Source organism: Saccharothrix sp. ALI-22-I (genome assembly GCF_001984175.1).
GTDB lineage: Bacteria > Actinomycetota > Actinomycetes > Mycobacteriales > Pseudonocardiaceae > Actinosynnema.
The window spans coordinates 616,348-636,460 of the sequence record NZ_MTQP01000066.1 but is presented as its reverse complement, the minus strand read 5'-3'; the positions used below and the strand labels follow the sequence as shown (position 1 = coordinate 636,460).

The following is a 20,113-nucleotide window of genomic DNA, read 5'->3' as shown; positions in this document are numbered from 1 at the left end:
GGCCGCCGACCGGCCTCAGTCCATCGCGGCACGCAACGAGGCCGGCCGCATATCCGTCCACACCTCGTCGACGTGCGCCGAGCACTCGTCCTTCGTGCCCTTGGTGCCCTCGAACCGCCACCCGGCGGGCACGTCGTGGTGCGCCGGCCACAGCGAGTACTGGCCCTCGTCGTTCACCAGCACCTGGTAGGCGATGTCGTCCCTCATGCCTTCTCCTCCTCTTCGACTTCGACCGGAACCGCCGCATACCCGCGCAGCGTCGGGCTGACGGTGACGAATACCGTGATCAGGGCAATCCCTACCGCGCACACCACGACTGCGGTGCGGGCGGACAGGAGTTCGGTCAGCACACCGCCGGCCAGGGGGCCCAACGCCCCGGCCAGCCCCACGACCACCCCCATCACGCCGCTCAGACGTCCCCGCAGCGAGTCCGGGGTGAGCAGCAGCTGGTAGGTGCCGATGGTGGTGTTGGCGGTCGGCGCGAGGAACGTCATCAACGCGAACAACCCGCCCAGCAGATAAGCCGACTGCACGACCAGCGCCAGCGGCGTCAACAGGCTCAGCACCCAGAACACCGACGCGATGGACAGGTGCGGCCCGAGCTTGCGGTGCAGCCACGGCGCGACCAGCGCACCGAGCACACCGCCCACCCCGAGCATCGCCGCCATCACGCCGATCTCGGCGGACGACGCCCCCCGCCCCTGCACCAGCACGATGACGACCAGGTAGAACGCGGTGAAGAACAGGTTCAGCACCACCGCGCACACCGCGGTGACCCGGATCTCCGGCCGCCCCCACACCCACCGCAGCCCTTCCCCGATCGAACGCAGGATGTGCGGCCGGGACGCCACCCGCTCGACCGGCGGCACCCGCAGGAACAGCAGCGTCACGAACGCCAGCACGTGCGTCACCATGTCCACCAGGAACGGCAACCACCGCGTCACGGCGAACAACACGCCACCCAACGCAGTCCCCGACATCTGCCCCAACGACGACCGGGCCGCGTTCATCGCCACCGCCGTGGCCAACTGCGAGTCCGGCACCAGCCGCGGCAGACAGGCGTCCTCCGCCGGCTCGAACAACGCCCGGCACACCCCGAGCACAACGGCCACCCCGACCAGGTGCACCACCGACACCGCGTCCGCCCACACCGCCACCACCAGACCACCCAGCGCGAACGCCTGAGCCGCCTCGCAGCACAGCATGATCCTCCGCCGATCCCACCGATCGACCAACGCACCGGCCGGCAACCCGGCCAACAGCTGTGCGGTGGCGTCAGCCGCCAACACCAGCCCGGACGCCGCCGGCGACCCCGTCACCGCCAGCACGAGCAGCGGAAACGCGATCATCGAGGCACTGAACCCCACCTCGGCCAACGCCTGACCGCTCCACAGCAACGTGTAGTTCCGATTGCGCGCCAGGGATGTCGTCACAGCGCACCTCGGCAATCCGCGGCGATGGCGCGCAGGGCGGTGGCGAAGTCGGCGGCTACCGCTTCGATCTCCGCGCCCGAGTGCACCGACGGGTAGTAGTACCAGGTGAAGCCGAGGGTTCGGCCGGCCTCGCCGACGACGTCGAGCACGTGGTCGCCGACGTCCGACGGGTCGTGTTCGTGGCCGATCGACGGCAGCACCGCGCGGTACAGGCCGGTCGACTCGGCTGAGCCGGCGTCGAACTGGCCCAGGTAGTTGAACGACACGGCCGGCCGCCCGGCGTCGGGCACGAGACCGTGCCGGCGCAGGGCGCCGTAGCCGAAACCGTTGCCCGGCACGGCCCGCAACTGCCGCCGCACCGCCTTCACCCGATCGCGCCAACTCCCCTCCGGCACGTCCAACGCCACCGGGAACACCGTGGTGAACCAGCCGACGGTCCGCGAGAGGTCCACGTCCAGCACGTCCTCCCGCCCGTGACCCTCCAAATCCACCGCGACCCGTGACGACCCGGTCCACCGGGACAACGACCACGCCAGCGCGGCCAGCAGCACGTCGTTGATCCGTGTCCGGTAGGCGACGGGCGCGCCGCGCAACAACGCCTCCGTGTCCTCCGCCGACAACTCCACCGTCACGGCTTCCGCAGTACCGCGAGGCGTCGGCGCAGGTGGGAACGACGTGGTCCAGTGCTCGACCTCGTCGTCCAACCCACCGCCGAGCACGTGGGCCTCCAACCGCCGCGACCACTCCCGGTACGAGGTCGTCTTGGCGCCCAGGTCGTCACCCCGGTACGCGGTCTCCAGGTCGTCCAGCAGAATCCGCCACGACACCCCGTCCACCACCAAGTGGTGCGCCACCAGCAACAACAGCGGCTGCGGGGCCCGGAACAACACCGCCCGGAACAGCGGCCCGGACGCGAGGTCGAACGACGCGTGCACCTCGTCCGCGACCGCCTCCAACTCCGACGACTCCGACGACTCCGACACGCCGTCCACGACGGTCAGCACGTCCACCTCACCGACGTCGTCGTTGTGCTGCCGCCACACCCCGTCGACCGACGTGAACCGCAGCCGCAACGCGTCGTGGTGCTCCACCAGCACCCCCAACGCCCGCCGCAGCGCCGTGACGTCCACCGCCGGATCCAGCTCCACCAGGTGCGACTGGTTGAAGTGGTGCGGGTTGCGCCGCCCGGACGTCAGGAACCAGTGCTGGATCGGCGTCAACGGCACGTCACCCACCACCGGCGCCCGGTCGGCCGACGACACCACCTCCACCGACACGTGCGGCGCCAACGACGCGATGGTCTGGTGCACGAACAGATCCCGCGTCGCGAACCGGTACCCGGCCTGCCGTGCCCGCGCCACCACCTGCATGCTCAGGATCGAGTCGCCACCGAGCGAGAAGAAGTTGTCCTCCGCCCCGACACGCGGCACACCCAACACGTCGGCCCACACCGCCGCCAACGCCTCCTCCACCGGCCCGGCAGGCGCGACATACCGGGCGTCGACCACCGCCGAGAAGTCCGGCGCCGGCAGCCGCGACCGGTCCACCTTCCCGTTCGGGCTGATCGGCAACGCGTCCACCGGCACGAGCACCGACGGCACCAGGTAGTCCGGCAGCGACTCGCCCAGGAACTCCCGGACCTTGGCCACCTCGCCCACCACGTACGCCACGAGCCGCTTGTGCCCACGCGCGTCGGCCCGGGCCACCACGACCGCCTCACGCACGTCCGGGTGCCGCAGCAGAGCCGTCTCGACCTCACCCAGCTCGATCCGGAACCCCCGGATCTTCACCTGCTCGTCGGCCCGCCCGACGAACTCCAGCACCCCGTGGGCGTTCCACCGCACCACGTCACCCGTGCGGTACATCCGGGACCCCGGCGGCCCGAACGGGTCGGCCACGAACCGTGACGCGGTCAGCCCCGGCCGGTCCAGGTACCCGCGCGCCAACCCGACACCGGACACGTACAGCTCACCGGCCACCCCGATCGGAACGGGCTGCAACTCGCCGTCCACCACGTGCACCCGCGTGCCCGGGATCGGCCGTCCGATCGGCGGCACCCCACCGGGTTCCAGCGGCCCGCTCCACGAGGTGACCACAGTGGACTCGGTCGGCCCGTACGCGTTGATCATCCGCCGCCCGGGAGCCCACCGCCGCACCAGGTCCGCCGAACACGCGTCACCACCCACGACCAGCGTGCGGAACGTCGGCAGCGCCACCTCCGGCACCGTCGCCAGCGCGATCGGCGGGATCAACGCGTGCGTCACCCCGAACGCATCGATCACCTCGGCCAACTGGTCGCCGAGCAGCGGTCCGGGCGGCGGCACGACCAGCGCCGCGCCCGCCGGCAGCGCCATGCACAGCTCCAGCACCGACGCGTCGAAGCTGGGGGAGGAGAACTCCAGCACCCGATCACCCGGCGACACCTCGAAGTGCGCGATCTCCGCCGCCGAGAACGTCGCCAGACCCGCGTGCGACACCACCACACCCTTCGGCCGTCCGGTCGACCCGGACGTGTAGATCACATACGCGGGGTGTTCGGCCCGCACCACCACCCCCGGATTCACGGAAGGCTGACCGGAGACGTCGACCGGCCCGTCCAGCACCACCAAAGGCCGGGCGTCGGCGAGCATGAACGAGATCCGCTCGGCCGGGTACTCCGGATCGACCGGCAGGAACGCCGCGCCGGTCTTCAACACCGCCAACTCAGCCACCACCAGGTCCACCGAGCGCGGGAACTTCAACGCCACCAACGACTCCGGCCCGGCGCCCAACCCGATCAGGTGGTGCGCCAACCGGTTCGCCCGCGCGTTCAGCTCGGCGTAGGTCACATCGGCCGCACCGGTCAGCGCCAACGCGTCCGGCGTCCGCGCCACCTGCGCCTCGACCAGCTCCACAAACCCCGGACCATCGACGGCCGGACCGGTCGAACCCCACGCCGCCAACAACTCCCGCTCACCGTCGGGCAACACCGGCAACGCCCACAGTGGACGGTCGGCGTCAGCCGCGATCCCGGACAGCAGCACGCCGAGGTGCTCGACCAGCCGCGTGACCGTGCCCGCGTCGAACAGGTCGGTGTTGTACTCGACCGATCCGTGCAGCCCGCCGTCGTCCTCCTCGGTGAACTCCACCGTCACGTCGAACCCGGTGCTCACCACCGGCTGCGCGACGTCCGCCGCCTCCAGCCCCGGGAAACCGGGCGCCTGCGGCGCGTTCTGCAACGCCACCACCGCCTGGAACAGCGGTGTGCGACTGGTGTCGCGGTCCGGCTGCACCGCGTCCACCACCCGTTCGAACGGCACGTCCTGGTGTGCGAACGCGTCCAGCACGGTCTCCCGCGTCCGGGCCAGGAACTCCGGGAACGTCACCGACGGCGAGATCCGCGCCCGCAACGTCACGGTGTTGACGAAGAACCCGACCAGGTCCTGCGTCTCCGGCAGGTCCCGCCCGGACGCCACCGTGCCCACCGCGAAGTCGTCCTGCCCGGACCACCGGTGGAACAACACCTGGCAGGCCGCCACCAACGCCATGAACAGCGTGCCGTCCACGCCCCGAGCCAGTTCCCGCAACCGTTCCGCGACCGGCGCGGGCACGACGAACTCGGTCTGCGCACCCGCCGTCGTCTGCACGGCCGGCCGGGGCCGGTCGGTCGGCAACTCCAACGCGGGCACGTCCGCCAGCTGCTCACGCCAGAAGTCCAGCTGAACGTCGAGCGGCTGTTCCCGTTGCCAGGCCGCGAAATCGCCGTACCGGATGGGCAGCGGCGGCAACTGCTCACCGCCGTACAGCGCGGCGAGATCGGACATCAGCACCCCACCGGACCACCCGTCGGTGATGATGTGGTGCATCGTCAACGCCAACACGTGATCGTCCGGCCCGACACGCACCAACACCGGCCGGAACAGCGGCCCTTCGGACAGGTCGAACGGCTCCAACGCCGGCATCTCATCGACCACCGGCAGCACCACGTCCGAGGCCGGGTGCACCACCCGCACCGGCAACCCGTCCACCGCCGGGAACGTCGTGCGCAGCGACTCGTGCCGCGCCACCAACGCCGACAGCACCCGCTCCAGCCGGGGCACGTCCAACGCGCCACGCAACCGCACCGCCAGCGGCGTCACGTACTCGGTCCCACCGGGCGAGAACTGGTCCAGGAACCACAACCGCTGCTGCGCGAACGACAACGGCGTCTCACCCTCGACCCGCGGAATCACCGCAGCTCCAGCCGACGCCGACAGCCGAGCCGCGAGCGCCGCCACCGTCGGGTGGTCGAACAGGTCACGCGGCGACACGTCGAACGACGCCCGCAACCGCGACACCACCCGGATGCTGGAGATCGAGTCCCCGCCGAGCGCGAAGAAGTTGTCCTCCACCCCGACCGCGGCCAACCCCAACACCTCCGCCCACACGGAAGCCACCAACCGCTCGGCCGGGGTGCGCGGCGCGACGAACCCACCGGCCGCCGACGCCTCCCGCTCCGGCGCGGGCAACGCGGCCCGGTCCAGCTTGCCGTTCGCGTTGAGCGGCAACCGTTCCAGCGCCACGTACGCGGTGGGCACCATGTACTCCGGCAACGCCCGCGCGGCGTGCGCGCGCAACTCGGCGACGGCACCCGACTCCACCGGCACGTAGTAGGCGACCAGGCGGTCGTCCCGCACCACCACGGCGACCTGCGCCACGGCGGCGTGCGCGACCAGCACGGCCTCGATCTCACCCAGTTCGATCCGGAAGCCCCGTAGCTTCACCTGCTGGTCGGCGCGACCCTCGAACGCCAACTGGCCGTCGTCACGGATGCGGACCAGGTCACCGGTGCGGTACATCCGCTCGCCGGGCGCCCCGAACGGGTCTGCGACGAACCGCTGCGCGGTCAACCCCGGCCGGTCCAGGTACCCGCGCGCCAACCCGACACCGGACACGTACAACTCCCCGGTGACGCCGACCGGAACGGGCCGCAACGCGTCGTCCAGCACGCGCACCCGGGTGCCGGGGATGGGACGCCCGATCGGCGGCACACCACCGGGTTCCAGCGGCTCGCTCCACGAGGTGACGACGGTGGACTCGGTGGGGCCGTAGGCGTTGATCATCCGCCGCCCGGGAGCCCATCGGCGCACGAGTTCGGCCGAAGTCGCGTCGCCGCCCACGACCAGGGTGCGGAAGGTGGGCAGTTCGACGTCCGGGAGGGTGGCGAGCGCGGCCGGCGGGATCAGCGCGTGCGTGACGCCGAAGTCGTTGATCACCCGGGCGAGTTGGTCGCCGAGCAGCGGGCCGGGTGGCGGCACGACCAGTGCGGCGCCGGCGGGCAGCGCCATGCACAGCTCCAGCACCGAGGCGTCGAAGCTGGGGGAGGAGAACTGGAGCACCCTGTCCCCCGGCGACACGTCGAAGTGCGCGACCTCTGCGGCGGAGAAAGTCGCCAGACCTGCGTGCGTCACCACCACGCCCTTGGGGCGACCGGTCGACCCGGACGTGTAGATCACGTACGCGGCGTTCTCCCGCCGCAGCACCACCTCCGGTGCGGTGGTGGGCAGCCCCGACAGATCCGGGAGGGAGTCCAGGATCGTGGTCGGTCGGGAGTCGTCGATCATGTACGAGACCCGGTCCGCCGGGTAGGAGACATCCAACGGCAGGTAAGCCGCCCCGGCCTTCATCACACCCAGCACCGCCACGACCAGATCCGCTGAGCGCGGGAACTTCAACGCCACCAACGATTCCGGCCCGGCACCCACCCCGATCAGGTGGTGCGCCAACCGGTTGGCCCGTTCGTCCAGCTCCTGGTAGGTCAGGTGAGCGCCTTCGCACGTCACCGCCACCGCATCGGGCGTGCGCGCGGCCTGCGCGGCGAACAGCGACGGAATGGTGTCCTCGACACTGGACGACGTCCCGTGCCACGACGCCTGCGCCCGGTCCAGCTCGGCGTCGGACAACCACGGCAGTTCGAACACCCGTCGGTTCGGGTCCGCGCCGATCCCGTCGAGCAGCCGACCCAGCCGGTCACCCATCGTGACGATGGTGGAGGCGTCGAACAGCCGTGGGTCGTAGGTCAACTCCACGTGCAGCGAATCGCCCATGTGCGCCAGCACGGTGAGCGGGAACGAGGTGGTGTCCAGGCTGTCCACCTCGTGCACGCGCGGCGCGCCGTCGGGTGTGTCCTTGTCCACCGGGTAGTTCTCGAACGCCAGCATGCTGTCGAACAGGCGGGCGCCCGTGTCCGACTCGATCTCGGCCCAGCCCTGCACCTCGGCCAGTGACACGTGCTCGAACCGCCGGGCCTCGATCTGCGCCTCCTGCAACCGGCGCAACCAGGCGACCACCGAAGCGTCGGACTCCACCGACACCCTGGTGGGCACGGTGTTGATGAACATGCCCACCATCGACTCGACGCCGGGCAGCTCGGCCGGCCGACCGGACACCGTGCTGCCGAACACCACGTCCCGCTGTCCCGAGGTCCGCGCCAGCAGCAGCGCCCACGCACCCTGGACCAGCGTGTTCACCGTCAGGCCGTGGGTGCGGGCGACCGCGTCCAGCCGGTCGGCGGGCAGGTCCAGCACGACCTGCGCGGACGACTCGGCGCGGTGCGCCTCGGTGGGCGGCCGGTCGAACGGCAGCGGCGTGGGCGTGTCGAACCCGGCCAGCACACCCCGCCAGTACGACTCGGCAGCCGACTGGTCGAGCCCACCCAACCAGGCCAGGTAGTCGCGGAACGGCCGCCGTGCGGGAGCGGTGCCGCCCGCGTACTCGTTCAGCACCTCGCCGAACACCTGCGCGGTGCTCCACCCGTCCAGCAGCACGTGGTGCGAGGTCCACAACAGATCGACCTCGGTGTCGGAAACCCGCCCGATGACCAGCCGCATCAACGGCGCGGTGGTCAGGTCGACGCCGGCCGCCGCATCGGCCGCCACCAGTTCGTCGGTGACGTCGGCGTAGGTCACCGGCACGGTCAGCCCGCGCCGCACGACCTGCACCGGCTCGTCCAAGCCCTCCCACACCACGCTGGAACGCAGGATCGGCGTGCGGTCCACGACCCGTTGCCACGCCGAGGCCAACCGCGTCGGGTCGTCCACACCGGACAGTCGCACCCGCAGCTGGTTCACGTACGCGGTGCCGTCGTCGACCAGGCTGTGGAACACCATGCCGGCCTGCAACGGGGTGAGCGGGTAGACGTCCTCCACGTCCCGGTCGGCGATCCGGTCCACCTGCTCGGCGGTGAGCCGCGCCAGCGGGAAGTCCGACGGCGTCCGGCCCCAGGCGTCCGGGCGGGCGCAGAACGCGACGATCTCGCGCAGCGCGTCCACCATCCGGTCGGCCAGGGCCCGCACCGCGGTCTCGTCGTGTGCCTCGGTCGAGTACTCCCAGTCCACCACCAGCTCACCCGCCGACACGGCGGCGGTGATGTCGAGCAGGTGCGGGCGGGTCAGGTCGTCCGGCACCTCGCGGCCGTTGTCGGCCTCGGCGGGTTCGTCGTCCCACTGGCCCAGGTAGTTGAAGCACACGCGGGGTAGCGAGCCGGACACGCCCCGGCCCCGGTACTTGAGGGCTTCGTAGCTCAACCCCCTGTCCGGGACGGCGCGCAGCTGCTCCTTCACCGATTTGAGCGCCGCGTCCCAGTCGGCCTGGTCGGGCAGCTCCAACGCCACCGGGAACTGGGCGGTGAACCAGCCGACCGTGCGGGACAGGTCCACGCCCTCGAACAGCTCCTCCCGGCCGTGGCCCTCCAGCGCCACCAGCGCCCGCCCGGCGAACGCCGAGGTCAACGCGGTCAGCAGCACGTCGTTGACCTGCGTGCGGTAGGCGTCCGGCACGGCGTGCAGGAGCGCGTCCGTCTCGGCCCGGCTCAGGCGCACCGACACGCTGCGCGCGGTGCCCGCCGGCGTCGGAACGGGTTCCTCCACCGGCACGGCGTCCCAGTGCGTGAGGGCGTGGTCGAATCGGCCGTCGCGCACGTGCTCGTCCAGCCTGCGTGCCCAGTCGGTGAACGCGGTGCTCTTGGGTCCGAGGTCACCGCCTGCCAGCGCGGTATCGAGGTCGGCCAGCAGGATGCGCCACGACACCGCGTCGACCACCAGGTGGTGCGCGGTGACGAACAGCCTGCCGTCGCCGAACAGCACCGCGCGCAGCAGCGGGCCGTGCCGCAGGTCCAGGCCCGTCCGGGCCAGGTCGGCTTCGGCGGCGAGGTCGGCGGTGGTGGCGAGGCGGAACACCTCGGCGGACTCCACGTCCGCCACCTCCTGCTGCCACCCGCCGTCGACCTGGGTGAACCGCAGCCGCAACGCGTCGTGGTGGGCGACAACGGCCCGCACGGCGTCGCGCACCACGGCGGGCTCGACGTCACCCACCTCCACGACCACCGACATGGTGAAGTGCGCCAATGGCCCGTGGTCGGCGAAGAACCAGCGTTGGACGGGGGTGAGCGGCACCGGTCCGGTGACGACCTCGTGGGTCGCGCCGGTGTCGTCCGTGACCGCGAGCGCGAGGTCCGCGACGGTCTGGCGCAGGAAGACGTCCTTGGAGGTCAGCTTCAGACCGGCCTGTCGGGCGCGGGAGACGACCTGCATGCTCAGGATGGAGTCGCCGCCCAGGGCGAAGAAGTTGTCCCGCGCGCCGACCCGTTCGACGCCGAGCACCTCGGCCCAGATGTCCGCGAGCGTGGCGGCGACACCGGGTTCGGGCGCCACGTACCCGGCGTCGGTGAACGTCGGCGCGGGCAGTGCCCGCCGGTCCACCTTGCCGCTCGGTGTCATCGGCAGCGCGTCCAGCACCACGAACGCCGACGGCACCAGGTAGTCCGGCAGCCGCTGCTTGAGCCAGCCGGCCAGGTCGGTGGCCGCGCCGACGGTGTAGGCGACGAGCCGTTGGTGGCCGTTGTGCTCCCGTGCCACCACGGCCGCCTGCGTCACGTCGGGGTGGTGCAGCAGGGCCGCTTCCACCTCGCCCAGCTCGACCCGGAACCCGCGGATCTTCACCTGGTCGTCGTCACGGCCCAGGTATTCGAGCTGGTGACCGACCCAGCGAACCCGGTCACCGGTGCGGTACATGCGCGAGCCGGGCGGGCCGAACGGGTCCGGCAGGAACCGTTGCGCGGTGAGGCCCGGTCGGTTGAGGTAGCCGCGGGCCACCTGCGCGCCACCGATGAACAGCTCACCCGGCACGCCCACCGGCACGGGCCGGAGGTTGTCGTCCAGCACGCGGGCCACGAGGTTGGCCAGTGGCCGGCCGATCAGCGGGCGGTCGCCGGTGACCGGCGTGGACACCGCGTCCACCGTGGTCTCGGTGGGGCCGTAGAAGTTGTGGGCGATCGTCCGCGACCGGGCCAGCTCACGCCACAGCGAGTCCGGCAACGCCTCGCCGCCGAGCATGAGCACCCTCGGCACGTGCTCGCCGTCGAGCAGGCCTGCCGGGACGAGCTGCTGGACGTAGGACGGGGTGAGGTCGAGGAAGTCGATCCGGTGTTCGCGCACGTACCCGACCAGTGCGGCCGGTTCGAGGCGGACGTCGTCGGCGAGCACGTGCAGCTCGTGGCCGTCGGCCATGAGCAGCGGGCCTTCCCAGGACGTGTCGAAGGAGAAGACGGCCGACAGCGCCACCCGCAACGGTCGATCCGCGAAGGAACTCCGGTGGTTGTGCAGCAGGTTCACCAGTTGGCGGTGCTCGACCACGACACCCTTGGGGATACCGGTCGAGCCGGACGTGTAGATCACGTAGGCGGCCTGGTCCGGTCGCAACGGCACGTTCGGCGGGGTGTCCGGGAGGCTGGTGAGGTCCTGGCCGGAAAAATCGGGCACAGCGTCCAACACCAACGCGGGGTCGGCGTCGCGGAGCAGGAACTCGACGCGCTCACGCGGCAGGTCACGGTCGATCGGCAGGTACACCGCGCCCGCCTTGTGCACGGCCAGGATCGCCACCACGGAATCGGCCGAGCGCGGCAACGACACCGCGACCGTCCGCTCCGGGGCCGCCCCTGCCGCGATCAGGTGGTGAGCCAGCCGGTTGGCCCGCGACTCCACCTCGGCGTAGGTGAGTCGGATGTCGCCGCAGACCAGCGCGGTGGCGTCAGGAGTCCGCCGAGCCTGCTCCTCGAACAAGGCCGGGAACGTGGTGTCGGGGACGTCCAGCCGCACGCCGTGGCCGTCGGGCTCGTCACCGAGCAGCAACGACACCTCGGCCAACGGCCGGTCCGGCCGCGCGGTGATGCCGGCGAGCAAGGTGACCAGGTGCCGGGACATCCGGTCGATGGTGTCCGCGTCGAACAGGTCGGTGCTGTACTCGACCGCGCCGCGCAGCACGCCGTCCTCCTCGCCGAACTCGAACGTCACGTCGCACGTCGAGGTCACCAGCGGCAGCTGCACCTCCTCGACCCGCAGTCCGGGCAGGTCGGGCACCTCGGTGCCGGTGTTCTGGAGCAGCACCATGACGTCGAACAACGCGTTGCGGCTCGGGTCGCGCTCCGGGCGCGCCGCTTCCACCACCCGCTCGAACGACACGTCCTGGTGCGCGAAACCGTCCCGCACGGTGGTCCGCACGTCGGCCAGGACCTCCGCGAACGACCGCCGCAGGTCCACAGTGGACCGCAACACGACGGTGTTCACGAACAGGCCGACCACGTCGTCCAACTCGGCCCGCCCACGCCCGGACACCGCCGTGCCCACCGCGATGTCGTCCTGGCCGGCGTAACGGGCCAGCAGCACCTTCGTGGCCGTCAGCAAGGCGGTGAACAGGGTGTCGCCGTGCTCGGCGGCCAACGCCTTGACCGCCTTCGCGACCGGCGCGGGCACGGTGAACTCGTGCATCGCGCCCGCCGTGCCGCGCACCGCCGCACGTGGTCGGTCGGTCGGCAGCTCCAGCGCCGGCACCCCGGCCAGGTGCGTCGCCCAGTAGTCGACCGGCGGCTCCGGCCGCCATGCGCTGTAGTCCACGTACTGCACGGCGAGCGGCGGCAGCTCCTCACCGGCGTACAAAGCTCCGAGGTCATGGGCCAGAACGCCGGTGGACCAGCCGTCCGTGACGATGTGGTGCAGCGTCAGCACCAACACGTGCTCCTCGGGCGCGACCCGCACCAGCCTGGTTCGCAGCAGCGGCCCCTGGCGCAGGTCGAACGGTGTGCTCACCTCCTCGCGCAACACCGCCTCCCACGACCCGTCCTCGACCGCGAGCGGCACGTCGAACGGCTCGTGCACGATCTGCACGCCGTCGTCGAACGTCGTGCGCAGCGACTCGTGCCGTGCCACCAGCCCGTCGAGGGCGCGTCCCAGCGCGGCCAGGTCCAGCGGCCCGTACAGCCGCAGCGCGGTGGGCGTGACGTACTCGGTGCTGCCGGGTTCGAACTGGTCCAGGAACCACAGCCGCCGCTGCGCGGGCGACTGGTCGAACACGGGACGGACGCCATCACGCGGGATCACCGGGATGGCGTCCACCCCGACCTTGCCGAGGCCCGCTCCGCTGAGGATGGCGGAGGCGAGCCCGGACACCGTGGGGTGCTCGAACACCGCGCGCGGCGACAGCTGCACGCCGAACGCCGCGCGCAACCGCGAGGTCACGCGGATGCTGAGGATCGAGTCACCGCCGAGGCGGAAGAAGTCGTCCAGCGCGCCGACCCGCTCCAGCCCGAGGACGTCGGCCAGCACCTCGGCGACGACCTGTTCGGCATCGGTGCGCGGCGCGACGAAATCGCCGGTCAGATCGGGCTCGGGCAATTCCCGACGGTCCAGCTTCCCGCTGGGCGACAACGGAAGCGCGTCGAGCACCACGACCGCCGACGGCACCAGGTAGTCGGGCAGCGTCCGGGCCAGCGCGGCACGCGGATCGGTCTCCGGCGTGCCGGTCACGTACCCGATCAGGCGATTTCGCCGGACCACGACGGCAGACTGGAGCACACCGGGCACGTCCAGCAGTGCCGCTTCGACCTCACCGGGCTCGATCCGGAAGCCCCGGATCTTGACCTGGTCGTCCGCGCGCCCCAGGTATTCCAACAGGCCGTCGACCCACCGGACCCGGTCACCCGTGCGGTACATCCGCGAGCCGGGCGCGGCGAACGGGTCGGCCACGAACCGCTGCGCGGTCAACCCCGGCCGGTCCAGGTAACCGCGCGCCACCTGGGGGCCGCCGATGAACAGCTCACCGGGCACCCCGGGCGGCACCGGCCGCAGGTCGGCGTCCAGCACGTACGCGGCGAGGTTGGGCAGCGGTCGGCCGATCACCGGCTGCTCGCCGACGACCCGCGTCGCCACCGAGTCCACCGTCACCTCGGTCGGCCCGTACTGGTTGAACCCGGCCACTGGCGAGTCGGCGATCTCCTGCCACAGAGCCGCGTCGACCGCCTCACCGCCCAGCATGACCTGGCGCAACCCGGACTCCAGCAGCCCGGCCTGCACCAGTTGCCGTGCGTAGGACGGGGTGAGGTCGACCGTCCCGATGCCGTGCTCGGTCACGTACCGCACCAGTGCGGGCGGGTCCAGCCGCAGCTCGTCGTCGATGACGTGCAGCTCGTTGCCGGCAGCCAGGAACAGCAGGCCTTCCCAGGACGTGTCGAACGAGAACGTGGCGGTCACCGCGAACCTCGTCGGCTCGCCCATCAGGGCTTCCCGGTTGGCGTAGAACAGGTTCGCCAACTGCCGGTGCTCCACCACGACGCCCTTCGGCGTGCCGGTCGACCCGGACGTGTAGATCAGGTAGGCGGCGTACTCCGGGCGCAGCTGGACCGGGGGCGCGGTGTCCGGCCGACGGCTCAAGTCGGGTACGGCGTCCAGCACCAACGTCGGTTTGGAGTCGCTGAGCAGGAAGTCGATGCGTTCGGCGGGCAGTTCGGGGTCGATCGGCAGGTACACCGCACCGGCCTTGAGCACGGCGAGCACGGCGACCACCAGGTCGGCCGAACGCGGCAGCTTCACCGCGACCGTGCGTTCCGGGCCCGCGCCGTGGGCCAGCAGGTGGTGCGCCAGCTTGTTCGTGCGCGCGTCCAGTTCGGCGAACGTCAGCGAGGTGTCGTGGAACACCAAGGCGGTCGCGTCCGGAGTCTGGCGGGCCTGCTCGGCGAACACCTCCGGGTACAGCGCCGACGGCATGTCGCGCGTGGTCCGGTTCCACTCCACCAGCACCTGGTGGCGCTCGACCTCGGACAGCCACGGCAGGTCCGCGATCGTGGTCCTCGGGTCGGCCGCGATCGCCCGCACCAGCTCCCGCAGCCAGCCGGCCAGCCGCTCGGCGGTCGTGGCGTCGAACAGCTCCGGGTCGTAGGCCAAGTCCAGGTCGAGCCGGTCGCTGAACGACGCGCTCAGCGTCAACGGCAGCGTCGTGTTGTCGACCGCGTCCACCTCGACCACGCGTGGCCCGGCGCCGTCCCGCTCGAACGGGTAGTTCTCGAACACCACGACGCTGTCGAACAGCCGGGTACCTGCGCTTGACTGGATCTCGGCCAACGACGTGTGCTCGAACCGCCGCGACTCGCTCTGCGCGGCCTGCAGGTCACGCAGCCACGCGCCCACCTCGGCGGTGCCGTCCACGACCGCCCGCGTCGGCACGGTGTTGATCAGCATGCCGACCATGGATTCGACCCCGGCCAGCTCGGCCGGGCGGCCGGACACCGTGCTGCCGAACACCACATCGGCCTCACCGGAGGCGCGGGCCAGCAGCAACGCCCACGCGCCCTGCACGACCGTGTTCACGGTCAGGCCGGCGCGCTGCACCGCGTCACCCAGTTCCAGCGAGAACCGCACCGACTCGGACGCCTCCGAGCGGTGCGCCCTGGTCGGCGTCCGGTCGAACGGCAACGGCGTCGGTCCGTCCACATCGGACAGCACGGCCCGCCAGTGCGCCTCGGCCGCGCCTCGGTCCTGCGCGGCCAACCAGTGCAGGTAGTCCCGGAACGGCCGCCGTGCGGGCAGTCGGGCCGGTGTGCCGGTGGTGATCGACCGGTACTGCTCCAGCACCTCGCCGAACACCTGTGCGGTGCTCCAGCCGTCCAGGATCACGTGGTGCGACGACCAGACCAGCTCCACCCGGTCACCGCCGAGCGGCGTGACGCCGACCCGCAGCAGCGGCGCGACACCCAGGTCGAACGGGCCGTCCACCGGTCCGGCCGGCAGCTGCACGTGCCGGTGCACGACCTGCACCGGCTCGGCCACCCCGTCCCACACCACGCTCGACCGCAGCACCGGCGTCCGGTCGACCACCCGCTGCCACGCCTGCCGCAACGCCGCCGGATCGCTGACCCCGTCGAGCACCAGCCGCATCCGGTCCACGTACGTGCCGGGCTCGACCAGGCTGTGGAACACCATGCCCGCTTGCAGGGGCGTTAGTGGGTAGATGTCTTCCACATCGGGGCCGGCGAGGGCGTCCACCTGCTCCTGGGTGAGCCGGGCCAACGGGAAGTCCGACGGCGTGCGCCCACCGACACCGGGCTGGGCGCAGTGCGCCACGATCTCCCGCAGCCCGTCGAGCGTCCGCTCGGCCAGCCGCCGCACGGTCTCCTCGTCGTGCACCTGCTCCGAGTACTGCCAGCTCAGCTCCAACTCGCCGCGCTCGACCAGACCCGTCACGTCCAGCAGGTGGCTCCGCGTCTCCTCGGGCGCCAGGTCCTCCCCGACCGAGTCCTGTCGGGCCCGGTAGAAGCCGCCGTCGGCCACGTCGAACCGACCGTGGTAGTTGAACGACACCTGCGGCAGTCGACCGCCGCCCAAGGCCTCGAAGCTCAACCCCCGGTGCGGCACCGCGCGCAGCGACTCCTTGACCGACTTGAGCGTGCGGCTCCAGTCATCGCAGGTCTCCAGCACCACCGGGAACTGCGTGGTGAACCAGCCGACCGTGCGGTTGAGGTCCACGCCCGGCAACAGCTCCTCGCGACCATGGCCCTCCAGCGCCACGCTCACCGCGTCCCGACCGGTCCACTCCGCCAACGCCCGCCCCACCGCGCTCAGCAGCACGTCGTTGACCTGCGTCCGGTACACCGGCGGCACGGCGGTCAGCAACGCGTCCGTGGTCGCACGATCCAGCCGCACCGACACGCTCCGCACCGAGCCCGCCGTGTTCGGACCGCCCCGGTCCACCGGCAGCGCCTCCGGTTCCGGCAACGAATCCCAGTGCTCCCGCGCGTCGTCCAACGCCCCGGACCGCACGTGCTCGGCCAGCCGGTGCGCCCACTGCGTGAACGACGTCCCGACAGGCTCCAACGGCACGCGCCGGTAGGCCTGCTCCAGGTCACCGAGCAGAATCCGCCACGACACACCGTCCATCACCAGGTGGTGCACGGTCAGCAGCAGCTTCGGCCGCTCACCCGGGAAGAACACCGCGCGCAGCAACGGCCCTGAGGCCAAGTCCAGACTGCGCTGCGCCTCCCGTGCCGTGGCCTCCACGTCCGCCGAGGCCTCGAACACGTCTACCTCGGTGTCCGCGACCTCCTGCACCCATTGCCCGTCGATCTCGCGGAACCGCAGCCGGAGCGCGTCGTGGTGCTGGACGACGGTCCGCACGGCGTCCCGCAGCGCCGCCGCATCCACCTCCGGCTCCAGTTCGACCAGCAGCGACATGGTGAAGTGCGGCAACGGCCCGTGCTCGGCGAAGAACCAGCGCTGGATCGGGGTGAGCGGGGCCGGTCCGGTGAACAGCGGCTCCGGCTCGGCTTCGACCGCCGCCGACACCACCAGGGCCAACTCGGCGATGGTCTGGTGGCGGAACACGTCCCGCGAGGTGAGGTGCAGCCCGGCCTGGCGGGCGCGGGACACCAGCTGGATGGACAGGATCGAATCGCCGCCCACCGCGAAGAAGTTGTCCTCGACACCGACCCGTTCCGCGCCCAGCACCTCGGCCCAGATCCGGGCCAGCTCGGCTTCGACGGGCGTGCGCGGCGGGACGTACTCGCCGTCGGCGACGGCCTGCGGCGCGGGCAGCGCGGCCCGGTCCAGCTTCCCGTTCGGCGTCAACGGCAGCCGGTCCAGCTCCACGAACGCCGATGGCACCTGGTAGTCCGGCAACAGGTGCCGCAGGTGTTCGCGCAGGTCGACCGGCCCGGTCGTGACGACGTACCCGACCAGTCGGGTGTGCCCGTTGTCCGCACGGGCGACGACGGCCGCCTCGGTGACGTCCGGGTGGCTCACCAGCGCGGCTTCGACCTCGCCGGGCTCGATCCGGAAGCCCCGGATCTTGACCTGGTCGTCGGTCCGCCCCAGGTATTCAAGGATGCCCAACTGCGTCCGGTTGTCGGCTCCGCCGACGGTGACCCACCGGACCCGGTCGCCCGTGCGGTACATGCGCGATCCGGGCGGACCGAACGGGTCGGCGAGGAACCGGTCCGCGGTCAGCCCCGGCCGGTTCAGGTAGCCACGGGCCACCTGGGGGCCGCCGAGGAACAGCTCACCGGGCACACCCACCGGCAACGGCCGCAGGTCGTCGTCCAGCACGTGCGCGGTGAGGTTGCTCAACGGCCGGCCGATGACCGGCCGGTCGCCGGTGATCACGCAGGACACCGCGTCGACCGTGGTCTCGGTGGGTCCGTAGAAGTTGTGGGCCGCGACGTCGGCCCGCGCCAGCTCCTGCCACAGCGCCGTGCCCAGGGCCTCGCCGCCGAGCATCAACACCTTGGGCCGGTGCTCGCCGTCGAGCAGGCCGGCCGGGATGAGCTGCTGGACGTAGGACGGGGTGAGGTCGAGGAAGTCGATCCGGTGTTCCCGCACGTACCGCACCAGCGCGGTGGGCTCCAGCCGCACTTCGTCGGTGAGCACGTGCAGCTCGTGGCCGTCGGCCATGAGCAGCGGCCCTTCCCACGACGTGTCGAAGGAGAACACGGCGGACACCGCGACCCGCAGGTGTTCGCGGGCGAAGTCCTCGCGGTGGTTGTGCAGCAGGTTCACCAACTGCCGGTGCTCGACCACGACACCCTTGGGCTTGCCGGTCGAGCCGGACGTGTAGATGACGTACGCCGCGTGGTCGGGCCGCAGCGGCACCAGCGGGTCCGTCTCGGGCAGGCCGGAGGTGTCGATCGGCGCGTCGATCACGTGCACCGCGCCGGAGTCCTCCAACAGGTACTGCCGGCGCGCGTCCGGCAGACCGGGATCGACCGGCAGGTACACCGCGCCCGCCTTGAGGATGCCCAGGATGCCGACGACCCAGTCGACCCCGCGCGGCAACGACAGCGCGACGATCCGCTCCGGCTCGACGCCCTCGCGGAGCAGGTGGTGGGCCAGCCGGTTCGCCCTCGCGTCGACCTCGGCGAAGGTCAGACTGGTGCCGTCGCACACCAGCGCCGTGGCGTCCGGCGTGCGGCGGGCCTGCGCCTCGAACAACGCCGGGAACGTGGTGTCCGGCACGGCCAGCACCGGGCCCCGACCGTCCGGCTCGTCGCCGAGCAGCATGGACAGCTCGGCCATCGGCCGGTACGGGTCGGCGGTGATCGCGCCCATCAGCACGAGCAGGTGCCGGGTCATCCGGTCGATCGTGTCCGCGTCGAACAGGTCGGTGCTGTACTCGACCGACCCGTGCAGGCCGTCCGGGGTCTCGGTGAAGTCGATGCTCAGGTCGAAGTTCGCCCACTGCCGGGTGAGCGGGTACTCCTCGACGTGCAGTCCGGGCAGGTCCGGCAACGCGCGGCCGGCGTTCTGGAGGACCACCATCACGTCGAACAGGGGCGTCCGGCTCGGGTCGCGGGACGCGCCCACCGCCTCCACCACCCGGTCGAACGGCACGTCGTCGTGCGCGAACGCGTCCAGCGCGGTGCGGTTGGCCTCGGCCAGGAACTCGGCGAACGACCGCGATCTGTCCACAGTGGACCGCAGCACCACGGTGCCGACCAGGAACCCGACCAGCCCGGCCAGCTCCGGCCGGTCGCGCCCGCTGGTGACGGTGCCGATCGCGATGTCGTCCTGCCCGGTGTAGCGGGCCAGCAGCAGTTGGCACGCGGCCATCAGCGCGGTGAACAGCGTGGTCTGGTTGATCCGGGCCAGCTCCGCCAGGTCGCCGGCCAACCGGGAGGGCACGGTGAACTCGTGCGTGGCACCGGCCGACGTGCGCTCCGCCGGGCGCGGCCGGTCGGTGGGCAGGTCCAGCGGCGCGACCCCGGCGAGCCGGTCGACCCAGAAGCCCGTGTCGACCGGCCGTCCGCGCTGCCAAACGGCGTAGTCGGCGTACTGCAACCGGGGTGGGGCAAGCGTTTCACCCCGGTACAGCGCGCCGAGTTCGTCCGCCAGCACGCCGAGCGACCAGCCGTCCACCACGATGTGGTGCGAGGTCAGCAGCAGCACGTGCACGTCGGCCGACTCGGTCAGCAGCGCGGCACGGAACAGCGGGCCGTGCCGCAGGTCGAACGGCCGGTCCAGTTCCGCGCGCAGGTCGTCGGTCGCGACCACGTCGAGGCTGACGTCTTCGTGCACGACCTGCACCGGGCGGCCGTCGACCTGCTCGAACGTCGTGCGCAGCGATTCGTGCCGCCGCACCAGCCCGCGCAGCGCGCCGGTCAGCCGGGGCAGGTCGAGGGAACCGGTGAGCCGCAACGCGATCGCGCTGGTGTACTCGGTGCTCTCCGGCTGGAACTGGGCCAGGAACCACAGCCGCTGCTGACCCGCGGACAGCGGCAGCGGCTCGTCCCGTGGCGCGAGAGGGATGACGTCGGCGCGGGGTGCGGCCCGTCCCGCGAGCCGGTCGCGGAGCCGTTCCCGCAGGTGCTCGGGCAACGCGGAGATGCGATCGTGCTTGGACGTGGTCAT

The 20,113-nt window shown here is 71.6% G+C and carries 3 protein-coding genes; all 3 read right to left on the bottom strand.

The features are described 5' to 3' along the window. Window positions 1–15: 15 nt before the first annotated feature. The 3 genes from ALI22I_RS31180 to ALI22I_RS31170 are packed head-to-tail and all read right to left on the bottom strand — an operon-like array spanning window position 16 to window position 20,113. Window positions 16–207: an MbtH family protein gene (locus tag ALI22I_RS31180; protein WP_033442426.1), complete on the bottom strand. Its 192-nt coding sequence runs from the start codon at window positions 205–207 to the stop codon at window positions 16–18. Then, on the bottom strand, window positions 204–1,433 hold the full coding sequence (locus tag ALI22I_RS31175) for an MFS transporter (RefSeq protein WP_077009085.1): 1,230 nt from the start codon (window positions 1,431–1,433) through the stop codon (window positions 204–206). The genes ALI22I_RS31180 and ALI22I_RS31175 overlap by 4 nt, the downstream gene beginning before the upstream one ends. Then, on the bottom strand, window positions 1,430–20,113 hold the full coding sequence (locus ALI22I_RS31170) for a non-ribosomal peptide synthetase (protein WP_077009084.1): 18,684 nt from the start codon (window positions 20,111–20,113) through the stop codon (window positions 1,430–1,432). The genes ALI22I_RS31175 and ALI22I_RS31170 overlap by 4 nt, the downstream gene beginning before the upstream one ends.